The 13,832-nt window shown below is 58.6% G+C and carries 14 protein-coding genes; all 14 read right to left on the reverse strand.

Features of this window, described 5'->3' with window-relative positions:
* Positions 1-5: 5 nt before the first annotated feature.
* The 14 genes from TBK1r_RS24470 to TBK1r_RS24535 all read right to left on the reverse strand — a co-directional run bounded on the left by TBK1r_RS24470 (position 6) and on the right by TBK1r_RS24535 (position 13,824).
* The gene (locus tag TBK1r_RS24470; protein WP_145216806.1) at positions 6-1,616 is read right to left on the reverse strand and encodes an FHA domain-containing protein; all 1,611 of its coding nucleotides are present in this window, start codon (positions 1,614-1,616) and stop codon (positions 6-8) included.
* Positions 1,617-1,700: 84 nt separating this feature from the next.
* Positions 1,701-2,222: a hypothetical protein gene (locus TBK1r_RS24475; protein WP_145216809.1), complete on the reverse strand. Its 522-nt coding sequence runs from the start codon at positions 2,220-2,222 to the stop codon at positions 1,701-1,703.
* Positions 2,223-2,252: 30 nt separating this feature from the next.
* Positions 2,253-2,762, reverse strand: a complete 510-nt coding sequence (locus TBK1r_RS24480) for a hypothetical protein (protein WP_145216812.1) — start codon at positions 2,760-2,762, stop codon at positions 2,253-2,255.
* 17 nt (positions 2,763-2,779) lie between these two features.
* Entirely contained in the window at positions 2,780-3,352 is a 573-nt protein-coding gene (locus tag TBK1r_RS24485; protein WP_145216815.1) for an imm11 family protein, read from the reverse strand.
* Between the two features lie 51 nt (positions 3,353-3,403).
* On the reverse strand, positions 3,404-4,117 hold the full coding sequence (locus tag TBK1r_RS24490) for an AHH domain-containing protein (RefSeq protein WP_145216818.1): 714 nt from the start codon (positions 4,115-4,117) through the stop codon (positions 3,404-3,406).
* 10 nt (positions 4,118-4,127) lie between these two features.
* On the reverse strand, positions 4,128-4,508 hold the full coding sequence (locus TBK1r_RS24495) for a DUF4150 domain-containing protein (protein WP_145216822.1): 381 nt from the start codon (positions 4,506-4,508) through the stop codon (positions 4,128-4,130).
* A 6-nt stretch (positions 4,509-4,514) separates the two neighbouring features.
* Positions 4,515-5,576 carry a hypothetical protein gene (locus tag TBK1r_RS24500; RefSeq protein ID WP_145216825.1) on the reverse strand — a complete coding sequence of 354 codons (1,062 nt, stop codon included), beginning with the start codon at positions 5,574-5,576 and terminating at the stop codon, positions 4,515-4,517.
* A gap of 2 nt (positions 5,577-5,578) precedes the next feature.
* A complete protein-coding gene (locus TBK1r_RS24505) occupies positions 5,579-6,601 on the reverse strand; it encodes a DUF2169 family type VI secretion system accessory protein (RefSeq protein ID WP_145216828.1) in 1,023 nt (340 codons plus the stop codon).
* Positions 6,602-6,629: 28 nt separating this feature from the next.
* Positions 6,630-8,720 (reverse strand): type VI secretion system Vgr family protein, encoded by a 2,091-nt coding sequence (locus TBK1r_RS24510; RefSeq protein WP_145216831.1) that lies wholly within the window; start codon positions 8,718-8,720, stop codon positions 6,630-6,632.
* Positions 8,721-8,896: 176 nt separating this feature from the next.
* The gene (locus TBK1r_RS24515) at positions 8,897-9,379 is read right to left on the reverse strand and encodes an Hcp family type VI secretion system effector (RefSeq protein ID WP_095736244.1); all 483 of its coding nucleotides are present in this window, start codon (positions 9,377-9,379) and stop codon (positions 8,897-8,899) included.
* Positions 9,380-9,468: 89 nt separating this feature from the next.
* Positions 9,469-10,476, reverse strand: coding sequence for a hypothetical protein (locus tag TBK1r_RS24520; RefSeq protein ID WP_419580353.1), 1,008 nt, complete (start codon positions 10,474-10,476; stop codon positions 9,469-9,471).
* Complete coding sequence (locus tag TBK1r_RS24525; RefSeq protein ID WP_145216838.1) at positions 10,476-11,654, reverse strand: DUF2169 family type VI secretion system accessory protein; 1,179 nt, start codon at positions 11,652-11,654, stop codon at positions 10,476-10,478. Before TBK1r_RS24525 ends, TBK1r_RS24520 begins: the two co-directional genes overlap by 1 nt.
* The gene (locus tag TBK1r_RS39070; RefSeq protein ID WP_419580354.1) at positions 11,651-12,802 is read right to left on the reverse strand and encodes a hypothetical protein; all 1,152 of its coding nucleotides are present in this window, start codon (positions 12,800-12,802) and stop codon (positions 11,651-11,653) included. Before TBK1r_RS39070 ends, TBK1r_RS24525 begins: the two co-directional genes overlap by 4 nt.
* The gene (locus TBK1r_RS24535; protein WP_145216841.1) at positions 12,790-13,824 is read right to left on the reverse strand and encodes a DUF2169 family type VI secretion system accessory protein; all 1,035 of its coding nucleotides are present in this window, start codon (positions 13,822-13,824) and stop codon (positions 12,790-12,792) included. Before TBK1r_RS24535 ends, TBK1r_RS39070 begins: the two co-directional genes overlap by 13 nt.
* Positions 13,825-13,832 lie beyond the last annotated feature (8 nt).

Genomic DNA, 13,832 nt, shown 5'->3' on the forward strand with positions numbered 1-13,832 from the left:
ACGTTCTAGATCAAACGCTCCAGCTCAAACGGGCCGCCGTTCCATTTGCCCTCGTACTTGCCCCGCAAGCACATCTCCCACCGCGACCGCATGTCAAGTTGTTGCAGCAACTCCGGCGTCGGCGTTCCGCTCGTCTCGATCCCCTGATGAAAGCGGTTGCCCGATGCAAACGACTCGGCCCGGTCAGCCCAGTGCCGCTCCGCTTTCGCCGCATCGGGGACCATGACCTCCTGCTCGTCAAACGCTTCATCGTCGCCGTCGCCGCTTTCGTTCGTCGTCACTGTGGCCCGCTGACCCGACGCAATGTCGACTCCCAGGATTCGCGAGAACGCCACCGCAGCCGCGACGGCGTCCTTGAGCTGATCGCCGTTGATGACTTGAATCAGGTCCGGCACGATGGCAGGGTGCGCGAACGAAGCGAGCAATTCAAATCGATTTGGGCCCAATTCAGCACGGCGACCTAAACCGCGTATCAACTCCAGGTCACTCGGCAGCCCCAGCACGGACAACATTTCCAGCGCGTCCCACTGGTCAGGACTGGGTGTCGTCGCACATCCACGGCAAAAGTCCAATAGCCATGGCTCCCTTGACCAGGCCGCCGCATGGATCGCCGCTCGGCGGACCTGCGGAACTTCGTCTCGTACGCCGACCTGGAAGGGAATCTTGGTCTGTTCGCGCCCTCCAGCAAGCGGAGCCGATTCGCCGATGGTGACCACGAAGTGGGTTTGCCCGGCAATGACCCGATCGCCGGTTTGGAGCAACGTGGTGGACACCCTGACGCCGTTGACCGTCGTGCCCGAGGTGCTATCGAGATCGGTCAGTTGCCAGCCGGATCGGTCATCGGCAAGTTGAAAGTGAATCGCAGATAGCTGGGGATCCGGAATCACGAAATCCGATTGCTCCGATCGACCGACGGTGATGGAGTGCCCGGAGCGAAGCATCGATTTGCGACCGTGGGCGTGATCGGAAACGACTTCGATGACCGCCCCTGTGAAGCGACGCGTGGAGGGATTGCTGACGTGAAACTCCGGTGTGCGTTCGGCGACACTGCCAGAATTCGCGTCCGTCACAACACCGTCCGTCTCGGCCCGGCCGATCCGTTCGGTTTGACGCAACACGTCGCTCATCGACACGGGCGGTGCCGGTGGTTGCGGTGTCTGCTGTGGAGACGCTGGTGCGGAAGCCGCTGGTGCAGAAGCCGCTGGTGCGGAAGCCGCTGGTGCAGAAACCGGTTGCCCAGGCGAGTCGGTGGCGGATTCGGGCGGGTGTCGATCGATTGACGATGGTTGCCCGGTGATCGGCGGCGACAGTGGCGCGCGGCGTGTCATCGAAACCCGAAAGACGGTCGATCCGGCGCGGATCTCATTCCCGTCGTCCAGCGGTCGCTGCGAAATCCGCTCACCGTCGACCGTCGTCCCGTTGGTGCTGTTCAGATCGGTGACGAAACAACCATCCTGGGTCACCGAAACTTCAAAGTGCCGCGACGACATCGTGGTGTCGTCGGACAGAATCCAGTCTGCCGACTCGCCGCGGCCGACCACCATAACCAGTGGGGCGCGTAACGCTTTCTTGCGGCCGGCGTAGGCACCGGCAATGATTTCCAGCACGATCTTCATCGCCGAACCCTTTGCGGGCGAGCGTGATTTAAACGAAGACTATGTCGGCGGACGGGCGATGTCATGATCGGTACGACGGTGGAGTTAATTGCGGCAGGACCTGCTGACGGTCTCCCACGCGCGGCGTCGCACTTGGGGATCGTCATGTTCAAAGAATTCGCTCAGCCGGCTGACGGGCGGCGATCGACGGTGTGATGCGAGGACCAGTCCGATCGCCGACGCAACGCTCGGCGGAGCGGACGAGTAGAGTTCGTTCAGTTTGCCTTCGAGGGCATCGATCTCGCAGTGACACAGCGCCTCGGTCACACCATCCAGGTTGCATTCGTCCAACTGGTCCAGCAACGGCTGATCAAGCCCCAACCGGGCCAGGCACCAAGCCCCGGCGAAGGCCATGAAGCGGTCTTCTTCGGCCAGTAAAGGAACCGCGAATTCGACGCAATGTTCTCCGCCGACGAGTAAACCTTGCAGGTGGGCGTCGATCCGAGCATCCAGTTCCCGGATTTCGTGACCAAAATACTCGGGCGAGCGAATCGCTTCGGTCCGCTGGGACCACAAGAACTCGATTTCTTCGAGGTGTTCGACCAGGATGTCAAGGATTATCGCCATCCGCTTTGCTCCTTCCCCGGCGAGAGATGTTCAATTGATGGCAACCGTCCCACCCTTGATGCGATGCGTCCGTTTGGCCCGCGCCAGGATGTCGACGCCCTTGATCAGAATCTTACCTTCTTTCGTGATCTTGATAGTTGTCTCGCCACAGCGTAGGGAAAGGGATTTCCCGGCTTGGACGACGACATGTTCCGGCAGCTCGGTGTCGGATGCGACGGGCGGGTCCGACGATGCCGGGTTGTAGCGTTTCTTGGCCCCCAGCACACAGCCGCGCCCGCCGGGCGGGCCGACGTGGACGAGCACTTCATCCCCCACCGCGAAAACGGGGCAATCGCTTGAGGAAGCTTGCAGAAAATCGCAGGCGGTCAATTGATCGCCGGCGCCTTCCACTTGGACCAAGATGTCACCGTCGGGTGCGATCGCGACAACTCTGCCGGAATGAACTCCCGTCAGCCCGGCCGCGGGGGCCGAGGCTGAGGCCGAAACGGGGGCAGCTGCCGGGTAGCGGGTCTTGTCGCTTTTGGAATCGATCGAGGACACCGGGACGCTCCATACCGTTAGGGTCTGTAGTCTTCGGGTTTAAAAAACTGAACGCCCGAAATGCCCGCCTTAGTGACAGCCTCTTTGACTTTTTCATGGACCAGAATGATCTGGTCGTACTCATGCAGTCGCAGCATCAGCAGGTCTTCGATTTTGGATTCGTCGATGCCAAGCTTGTTGATCATCATGATCTCTGTCGGATCCGACGGCATGTACATGAAATCCGACGTCGAATCGTCAACGCACGCCACTCGCCCCACGATGTTGGCGAGACGATAATCGGTGACATCTCGATTTTCGGCGGCAAAGTGGATCACACAATCAAAGTATTGCAGATTATCGACGCCGACGGACTGCAGGACCTTGCGCAGTTTTTCGGAGAACAGTAGACCCGTCGTCGCGTTGGCGACCAGATTCTCGGTGAGCACGCTACCAGAATCGGCGTCGATATCAATTTCGATCAGCGGCACTTCTTCGGTAATCGCCGAGCCGTCGTCGAACCTCAAGCGGCGTTCGGAGATCACCGCGGGGCGGCGGCTGACCGTGGCTTCGTCTTCTGATTCACGACGATTCGTCCAAACCCAATACATGTTCAATTCCAAAGTGACGGTGAATGACTTTTCATCGAAGTCGACAGGCCGCTAGGTCGGCACGGCCAAATTCTGACGTTCGAAACTTTCCTTTCGCTCACGAAGCGCTTTTTCTTTTGACCTCAGGAACCATTCCCAATAGAGCAGTTTGGTGAAACAAACCGCCGAGATCGCGTTGAGATTCTGGATCAGCCCCTGTTGGGGTGATGTATCGCAGTTGGAGTCTCGTTGGCAATAGGTGATGCATTTCTTCTCTAAATTGAGCAAGATCGGCATGATGTGGTCGTTGTACACCGCATTGGGGTGCGAACCGCGGTGGCACTGCATGTCGTGACGAAAGATATCGTACGCATAACTGGGAAAGCAGGAACCATTGTTGATGTGGTTGGCATCGTACCCGATCAGTTTGGCGTCATGCGCCAGGTCCGACACCTTGCCGAACAGGTTGACGGAGATCAAGTGGTGCTTCTGCGTGTGGTAATTGGGGTCCGTCATCGCGGCGGCATTGACGGCGTACTGGGCACTCTTGGTTTCTTTTCGATAGTCCGCAAGTTCAGCGCGTTTGCCTGTGTTGCCCGCGTTGCCGCTCATCACCCAGGGTTCATGTTCGCCCCATTGGTTGGAATAGTTGCTACTTCGATCGACCTTCCCGTCGCCGGGATAATTGATCTTTTTCTTGTGGTCTTCTTCGCATTGTTTCCAATCGCAGGCGTGCGTTTGTTCGGTGGGCGAAACGCCCGGCACATCGGCTCCTCCGGTATTCATGGCAGGCTCCTCACATCGCGATGTTTTTCTTGTTGTGCCACAGCGGATCGCCGAGTCGACCGACGTTTTTGCCTTCAACTTTGACGTCGAAGGAATACATCAGCAACTCGCAATTCTGTTTGAACACGTTGCTCTTGATACCTCCCACCGTGCCCGGTTCGTCGCCAGTGCTCATCATGTATTTCGCGCCCTTGTTCAGAATCATCTGTCCGTCGGCTTTGACTTTCTTGCTGCCGCTGGTCGTATCGGCGGCCTTGCCAAGATTCGGGTAGGGAATGGGGACCGGGCCGCCGGGCGTCGGTGTTTTGCAGACGTCGGGGAACGCAAAATTGATGGTCCCGGATCCTTTATGAATCACGCCGCGACAATTGGCGAAGACTGTTTGTGCCATGATGGATTAGCTCGCTGGTTGGAGAGAACTGGTGAGGGTGCAAGCGCCTCGCAAAGGACCGTCGGAAGCGCACCAAACGAGATGCTCCCCCGAGGCCTTTCCCGAGGCGAAAGCAAACGCGGATAACGCGGTCATCATCGCTCCGCTTGCGGCTCCGCTGTCGCCGAAGTGTTCGGCCGGGTGATGCACGCCGTGGCCCTGGACGAAGGAATCCGAGTGTCGCAAGAACGCGATGCTCCATTCCTGGGCCCAAAGGTGTTCGCCGTTGAAACTGAGATACACCTGATTGACCGCTTCACAATCCTTGAGCGCCCCGGCAAGGACTTCGGTTGAACCATCCCCCATGCAGGGATCGTCGCTCGTCAGGTGCCCCGGCTCGTCGGCCACCGCGACCGCATTGATCAGCGCGATCGGCTGCAAGTTCATCGACGCCGCACTTTCCGCGTCGACGCAAATCAGCATCGCCGCACCTTCGCCGGGAATCATCCCGTCCTGCACGCCGTCGGTCAGCAGACGTTCTTGCGCGCCCAGTTGACTCAACAGGATCGGGTCATGAAAGGAATCGATTCCCCCGACCACGGCAATCGCATTAGGTGACTGGCCCAAGAAGGTCTCTGCGGCGAGCAGTGCTTGAAAGGTCGATGCACGGCCGCCGGTGAAAACATGCGTGGCTGCAAACTTGAGCTTCGTTTTGGAATTGATGAGCGCGTTGCGGACCAGCGTCGCCGGGTCGCAGTGCGAATCGCCGCCGGGTTCAGGCATCGCGATGAATCCATGAACCGGTGCCGGATGTTCGGCCAGTTTTTCGGCGACGGCTTTCAAGGGAAGCGAGCCCAATCGAATCAACCGCTGCGCGTGTTGCGTCAGCGATTGATCTTGTGCGATTTCCTCGACCAGTGGCGGCAGCGCGTCGTTGGCGATCCGCCCCATCTTGATCGGATTGCCATTGGGCGCGATCCAGTTGGTTTCTTCAATCCGTGCGATGCCGGCGGCCACGGATGTTGCGGCTTGTTCGATACACAGACCGACCGGGCACGCGATGTCGACAGCGATGATTGCGATGGGCATGATCAAGCCCGCCGATTCGTAGATGACACTTCGTCGACGGCAATCCAATTCAGCTTCGTCGATTGTTTCGGACAGGGGACCGCGGCTCGCCAAACCATTACATATTCACGTTTGTCCGTATCGATCAGCAAGGTTTCGAGTCGATGCTCCGCTTCCGATTCCTGTCCGGCCAGCTGATAGCGAATGCGAAACTGCTTGGTCGGCAAGGCAAACTGAATCCACTGTTCCGGGTGGACACCACGAATGCTGACCGCTTCACCGCCTTGCAAATACGGGTCGCAGATCAAATCCGGATGAGCCGCGTTGAGGAAACTCGGGTTGAAATCGGTCGGTAAAAAAGGCGACCGACTCTTTTCCCAGTCTTCATCAAAGGTTCCCGCGAGGGTCGACCGGGGATTCCAATGAGCCGCGATTGCCCCGAACGCGGCTGGGGTGGGTCGGTCGGACCAACGCTTGAGTTCTTGCCCCGGCGTTTCCAAATTTGGCAACGGCGCCCCGTCGACGTTGCTGCTCTTGTCGGACGCGAGGAAGCCTCGGCCGACCGGATTTTCCATAGCCCAATCTTCACGCCCATCGGGATGGACGTCGGCGCCGCCGAAGGCGAGTTCGTAAACGAGCGGCATCGACACGAACTCGGCCGGCTTGGAAGGCGTGATGCCGACGAGTCCCTTTTGCCAGACACGGTCCCCAATGACCCGCACCGTTTTACTGTTGTCGCCGACCGACAGCTGAACATCGACCTGGGTGGTGGGGTTCGCGCCTGGGGCGTGGGCGGTTCCATTGAGGACCACGTCGGTCGCCGGTTTACTCAACGTCATGTCGGCGGGATATTTGACGCTGGTCGATTCCGGATCGCCCCAATGTTCGTCCACGTAAAAAATCGGCAACTGCGTCTCGGCGGGTTGATCAGGTTGATCGATCAACAGCGTGGCTTTGATGACGAGAAAGGCGGTCTCGATGCCGTCTTTGTCGAACAAAACGCTGAGCGCGGTTTCGTAATCGGTCTGATTGTGTACTTGTAACATGGCGATTTCTCGGCGCGGTTTCCCCGGTTTAGTTCTCCGCGATCTTGCTGCCCTTGAGCGTCATTTTCCCGCTCGCCTTGGCGGTGATTTTCCCGCTGCCGGTGATCGTGATGTCTTTGCCCGAGATTTTGATGGTGCCATCCTTTTTCATTTCGATCGATGCCTTGCCGGTTTTCAGCGTGATGGAATCACCGGCATTGATCAGGATGGCCTTGCCCGCGTCCAGAGACGCACTTTTACCGACGCCGATCGTTTGATTTCCATCGATGGAGATGTTCTCGTCCTTGCTGACACTTCGTGACCGCTCGCCTTTGACGCTCAGTGTTTCATTTTTTGCCGTGGTCTCGGTGCGTTTTCCGTCGATCACCAGCGTGTGGTCTTTCGAGATCGTCTCGCGTCGATTGCCTTTGACACTCAATTGCTCTTCGGCATGCACCGTTTCGGTTCGACTTCCATGAACGGTGATCGTTTCATTTTTTCTGACGACCTCTGTTCGGTTGCCTTTGACTTCGGTGTCTTCATCGCGATCAATGGTTTTCTTTCGATCTCGCCCGACCCAGTGGGTTTCATCGTTTTCGACTTCGATGTCTTGATTTTTTTCAGCGTGAATCCAAAGTTGTTCTTCGCCCTTGAGGTCTTCGAAACGGATCGCGTTGGCGTTGTCTTTGCCACCGCCCTTGCTGCTCCGTGACAGGTAGCCGCTTTGGGTCTTGTTGGCCGGCAAGTCCCAGGGCGGCATGTTTTGGGCGTGATAAACACGTCCGGTGATCAGTGGTCGATCCGGGTCGCCTTCGAGAAAACTGACGACGACTTCCTGGTCGATCCGCGGAATGTCGATGCCGCCGAAGCCGGATCCGGCGTGGACCTGCGAGACGCGGATCCAGCAGCTGCTCTTGTCGTCGTTCTGGCCATAGCGGTCCCAGTGAAACTGGCATTTCACGCGGCCGTATTCATCCGGATAGATTTCTTCGCCGGCCGGACCGGTCACGATTGCCGTTTGCACGCCACTGATGATCGGTTTGGCGGTGCTGCGTGGTGTCCGAAAGACGCGTGATGCGGGCAGACACGTGATCGAGTTGCGATACATGAACCCCTCGCCACCGCCGCCGGATTCATAGCCCATCGGTTCGCTGCCGGCGTGTTGGATCGCCGTGATCACCACTTCGGCGCCTTGTTCATCGCTGTCGCGATGTTGATCGACGGTAAAACGCCCGCCGGCCTGGAAGGTCTTGCACAGGCTGGTCGCCGAAACGATGTCGTGACGCGTTTCTTCGGCCTCGATTCGCAACCGGGTTTCGCCGCCGCCGACGCCTTTGTCGGGGTATTCGCCGGGATAGTCGTACATCTCGTAGTTGCTGACTTCGGGCAGGTCGACGACGGTTCCCGTGTCGGTCCCCAGCGTGTCGGTCGGTGTTTTGAAGTTATAGTCCCGTTGAGCCCATTTCCCAGGAACGAATTGGTACTTGCGTTCCCAACTGGTCAGATGGTCGTCGATCGCGCGGGTTCCGATGTCATCGGGGAAATCGACGTTGGCTTCCGGCAGGGTGAAGTAGCCGTCTTTATGATCGGTGATCACCATCTGGTGAGCACCCTCGGAGTGCTTGAAGTAATAGAAGATGCCTTCCTGTTCCATCAGCCGCGACAAGAAATTGAAATCGGTTTCGCGGTATTGAACGCAGTACTCCCACTCTTTGTGTTCGAGCTGAAAGTCGGGGTTGTAGTCGGCAAAGCCGTACTCACCGAGCACTTCGTCGATGATATCGGGGACTTTGGTGTCTTGAAAAATCTTGCAATCGCTGGTTTGAGTCAAGAACCAGAGCCACGGCACGACTTCGACGCGGTAGTTGCGACGGTCCTGCCCATCGACGTCGCCCCGCGAGAGACTTTTGACGAAGCCATGCCAGTGGCGTCTGGAATTGTCAGCCAGTTCGATGCTCCAACCGATCGGCGTGCCGACGATGTCTTGCGGCTTGATGCCGGGATCATCGCTGATCATCTCCAACTGATAGTGAAACAGCCGACCCATCTCTTCATTGCCGGTGAAGGACGTGAGCAAAAGCACATCGTCACCGAGAACCGTGGTCAGATTCAGGAGGCGGTTTTGCTGTTGAAGTGCCATGGCTCAATCGAGGTGAGGTGTGAGATCAGCAATCATAGGCGAAGTGAACAAGAGCCGCCGATACCAGATTGATTCCCAGGCAGCGTCCGGGAACGAGTTGTCCGTCGCCAACGCAAACGGGCCCGTTCACCGCAGCGGCAAACGGACCGTCGCAATCAAGACGTCGGGGCGATCGATCAGCTTTCGCCTTCTTCGACCTTCCAGGAGTACTCGACGTTGCCCTTCTTCTTGCCCTTGGAATCGTTTTCGGTGTAGGTCACCTTGATTTCTTCGAAGTTCAAGGAGAAGTCTTCCGTCGGCACCGATTCGCTTTGCCCCGCCCCGCCGATGCTGTAACTGGTCACCAGCACGTTGGTCAGTTCGTAACGGTAATACGTCACGCGTCCTGCATCGGTGTACGACGCGGTCACGTCGATTTCCACCTTGGGATAGACCTTGCCCTTGCAGACCGATTCGGCGATTTTCGGACTCGATTTGTCCAATTCCTTGGCACACGAGATGTCTTCCAGGATCACGTCGCCGCGGCGTCGCGTCGAACCGGTGGCCGAACCGCCGGGTTGATGAACTGCTTGGCTGAACGACAGCAGATCGCTCCATCCCTTGTGATCTTTATCTTTACATTCGCCGTCGACGCCATCAAATTTAATGTAAGCAGCCATCGTATGTTCCTTGAGTGGGGAAACGCAAAAAAGTAGTGATTCATTGCTGGGCGAGCTGTTTCGCCGCGATGCACACTACCGTTCTCGGGTCATCGGCGAGATTGTTGCGGCTCGAAATGGAAAAAACCAGAAAAGTCCGTTTTGACCAGGACAAAGTACTGCGGCGGATCTCCGCACTGGACCCAAACGAGATCAAATCCGTCCACCAAATTGTCGAGAAACGAAGCACTGCAATCGGCAAGCAACTGTGACAACTCGGCCGGATCCGCGCTGCAGAGCATCCACTCCGGGTGCGGCCGTTCCAGCGGGGCGCCACGGCCTTGCGCGGCCAACCCCAGAACACGCGCAATCGCGTCGTCGTCGCACCGTGTGATCCAGCCGACGATGCCCTGTAGGCGATCCGGGGGCAAATGCTCCAGTGGATCCAGGATTTGATGCAAGGACACAGACAACCGCTCCTGGTCTTCTCCGCGGAGATGTTGCGCGACAAAAATCCTCGTTGCCGCAGCATCAGCGTGCGCCGCGTCTTGCGATACCAATGCGTCCTGCGATATCAATGCACCCGGCGGCATCAATTGAAACACTCTGATCGACGCAGCGGGATCGGTCGCCGCGATCATCGATCGATAACGAGTCAGCGGATCGTTGTCGCCGGTCGGCGTCGCCTGTAGCAGCGTCGCCTGGTCGCTCGCCCGCACGATGTGCCACACGCCGCCGTCGTCGTTGTCGAGCTGTCCCTTCCCCGTGCGCGTGGTCGGACTTGCGGAGGCCCTTTGCACCGAATTGGCTGCTGCCGACGCTTTTTTTGCACCACTAATCTCGACGTCAAACTGCATTTGACCGGCTTCGATCCGATCACCGTCGGCGAGGGTGGATTGCCCCACCGGCACGCCGTTGCAGAGCGTCAGCCCACCGAGCGCGGTCAACGTACAATCGCTAAACCCACATTCCATACGGAAGTGATTGGGCAACAGCCCGGATCGCGGAAAAACCTTTTCGGCGGACTCGGCGCTACCCACATCGACTTTCTGTCCCGTTCGCAGCCAGAACCGACGACCGTGGTGCATGTCCGATGTTACGCGAACGATCATCCGCATCAGGGCCAAATCACCTCAAATGGCATGCGTTCTAATTCATCCGGCAGATACGGCCGCAGCGCTTTTGCCGAGCCTCGCCAAAGGATCGTCATTCGTTGTTTATCCGGATCGATCACGACGGTGTGAATGACCGGTTGGGTGTCGTTGAGTTTTCCTTGCCTGCCATCGGTTCGCAGCGTCGGCGTCTCGCCGGGCAAGTCAAACCGCCATTGTTCAAACTGAGGATGCATGTTGCGAAGTATCACCGATTCGCCGCCGGTCAGGTGGGGCAATTGCAACGGCAACGAAGCCCCGTTGAGGCCCGCGATGTAGGTCGACGGGTTGCCGTGAAAGTCTTCGTCCCAGATCTCTGCGGGCACATAGCCCGCCTGGATTTCAAGCACCGTGGTGATCTGCGGGTCAAACAACGGGACAAAGCCCATCAAGGCATTGCGGGGAAACGCGCCGTAATCGAGCCAATCGGTCGCGGCCGGCAGCGGCATCAAGGGCCACTGATCCACGTCGCCGTAAAGCAGCGTTTCGGGCGTCAGCAATTGAGAAGGGTTTTCGAGATTGGGTAGCGGAATGGGCTCGAACGACGCGGGATCAAACTCCATCAGGTAGCCCATACCGCCGCCGTTGCGCGGATAGCGAAACGGACTGGCCGCGTCCAGATCGATATCGGTACCACGATACTGGTCGGCGAGTTCCAGAAACGGGTTTCCATATTTCTTTTCCGACACCGTGTCGACACCGCCATAGGCGCGTGAATAGCAGAGCGGAATCTTGGCGACCGGCTGGGGCGAAGAAAACTGCAAACGGTCCGCCGGTGAACGATCCGCGATCCGGTCGCCGCTGACGTGAATCATCATCCGATGCTCGCCAACGGCAACGCCGGCCAAGAACGCGGTTCGGCCGTTCCCGTACGCGTGTCCTTTGATGATAACGTCGGTTTTTTCTTTCTGGGGATGAAGATCGGTGTCGCGCTGCATCAACGCGGGATGATCGGCATTGGCGAGCGGGTCGCCGAACAGCGGCTCCTGTTCTTCATCGACGTACCAGTGGTTGTCGACCATTCGATACGTGCGTTTGGCCAAGACGGAAAGGATGAAATCCCCGTTGGACGCCCTGCCAGAAACCTGTGTGGCCACGGGAAGCTCTTCGGTCGACGGCTCCGGTTGCGATGGACTTGGATTCATTCGTTCGCCCCCGGCGGGTCAGGTCCGCAGACGCCGCCATCGTCTGGCGGGTAGGACGCGTTGGGCGCATCGCTGCCGCCGTCGGCCGGCGGCCCAGCGTCCGGTGCCGGCGGCCCAGCGTCCGGTGCCGGCGGCCCAGCATCCGGTGCCGGCGGTACAGCATCCGGTGCCGGTGGCCCAGCGTCAGGTGCCGGCGGTCCAGCGTCGGGCGATGAACACGCCGGCGGCGAGGAGGGATGTTCGGGAACACTCGGTGTGTTCACGTAGTCGGCGGCGCCCTGGGCTAACGAGGTCGGAATGTCTCCGACGGGTGTTCCGCCGACGCCCACCTGGTCAACCAGCGTGGGACCGCCGATGGTCGCGTTGTCGGCGCCCATCGGTCCGCCGGTGAACCAACCGGTGATGTTGCCGGCCAGTTCACTGGTCAAGCTGGGCACCGCGTTGCGACCGGTTTGAACCCGCGCGTTGTGTGAATCGGCAAATTCGCGAGCCAAGCGGTTGATGTCACGCCCCTTGATGCTTCGTCCGGAAGACCGCAAGAACGCTTTGGCGGCGGCTTTGGACAACAACTGGGGACCGAAGCGGTACGTCAGGTACGCGATCTGCATTTCAAACCTTGCCGCAATCATTCCTCCGGCCCTGCCGCCGGCCCACTGCAAGAGCGACTGCAGTCCAAAATCAAGCAACATGTGCACGCTGCCGTAGATCATGTCGGCCAGCGACATTGCGACCATGTGCGTGTTCAACGCCAGCACCATCCCGGTCGGTGTGGGGATCGGTGTGCCACAGTTCAAATTCATGTTGACCATCAGCGACATCGCGACACAGATCGGTTTGCCTTCGATGGGATAGCGTGCCACGCCGAAATAGGACTTGGATGAACTGAGCGGAATCTCAATGGCCATTAACACACTTGGCGGACCGATATGCGGGATCAGAAAACCGATATCGGTGCCCTGTTGCATGGACATTCCATAGCCCATGCTCAGGTGGGTCGGCGCATACGAGGCGATCATGCTGGTGCCGATCAACACCATACCCGTGCGGTAGGGGACCGGCGAAGGGGCCGGCGCGGGCGAACCCGGCGGCCAGGGGATATGAAAATCAATGCCCATCATCGGGTGCCAGTGCTTCATCACGGCGTGCATTGATCTGCTCCTGAATCCGGCGTTGCGGTCGCCATCGGCTGTCGTTCACGGACGTCTTGCTGCCTGGATCGCAAGACACAGCGTCGTTTTTGCAGCGGGTAAAAGCGATAGCGAAACGGGTATCTCCATCCGATGAAGACACGTTTGCGTTCACACTCGATTCCGATCTGGTCGATTTGTAGCGGCGCGACGATTTCTTCCTCATCGAATTGCAGCATCACTTCCAGATCCAGATCGGGAACTTGAAACGCGATGGACCCGTGCGGAAAAATGCCTTCGACCACAACCGAATCACCGGGACGAACCGAATCGACGATCAAGTTGGGAAATGCACTGTTGAAGAACCGCGGATCGAGTTTCTTCATTTCACCGGTGACTTCGTCGATCACCATGAACCGTTTCAGCTTGGGACCGAACGCCATCGGCACCGTGCCGGTCGCAACGGGTTCGGGTTGGTCCTCCCAGTTCACGAGCGGGTTGGCGGGGTCTTCCAAATTCGGCAGCGGCGACCCGACCGCGCTGTCCCGCGAAAGGTAGTAGCCGCGGCCGTCGGGGTTGTCTGCAAAGGGGATGTCGAGTTCATCCCAAACGTCTTTTCCGCCGTAAGCTCGACTCAATTCCAGCGGCATGGATTGAAACCTTTCCGGTGGGCCGGGGACCAGTTCGCCTTCTCGCTCGACCCAGACACGATCACCAAACACGGCGACCGCGGATTGAAACGAATCTCCCACGCGAACGACCACCTGGCCGCGCGTCGGGTCGTTGCCGAAGGCGCATGCCTGGCCGAAGACCAAGACGTCCACACCGCCGCGATAAAACACTTCGTCGGAATCCATCGGCCCGCCATGTGGCCCTTCCCAGGGTTCGGCGGAAACGATCCAGGGTTGTTCCTCGGACAGCACCAACCCATTTGTGGTCAGATCGTAGGTCGCGCGACAGGTCACCGACGCGCAGAATCGGTCTTCGTCGATGGCGCCGCGAAACAACAGCGCCGGGAACCGGGTTGAGTTTTCTAGTTGCATTGGATCAT

It is taken from the genome of Stieleria magnilauensis (assembly GCA_007753675.1).
Taxonomy (GTDB): domain Bacteria; phylum Planctomycetota; class Planctomycetia; order Pirellulales; family Pirellulaceae; genus Stieleria; species Stieleria magnilauensis.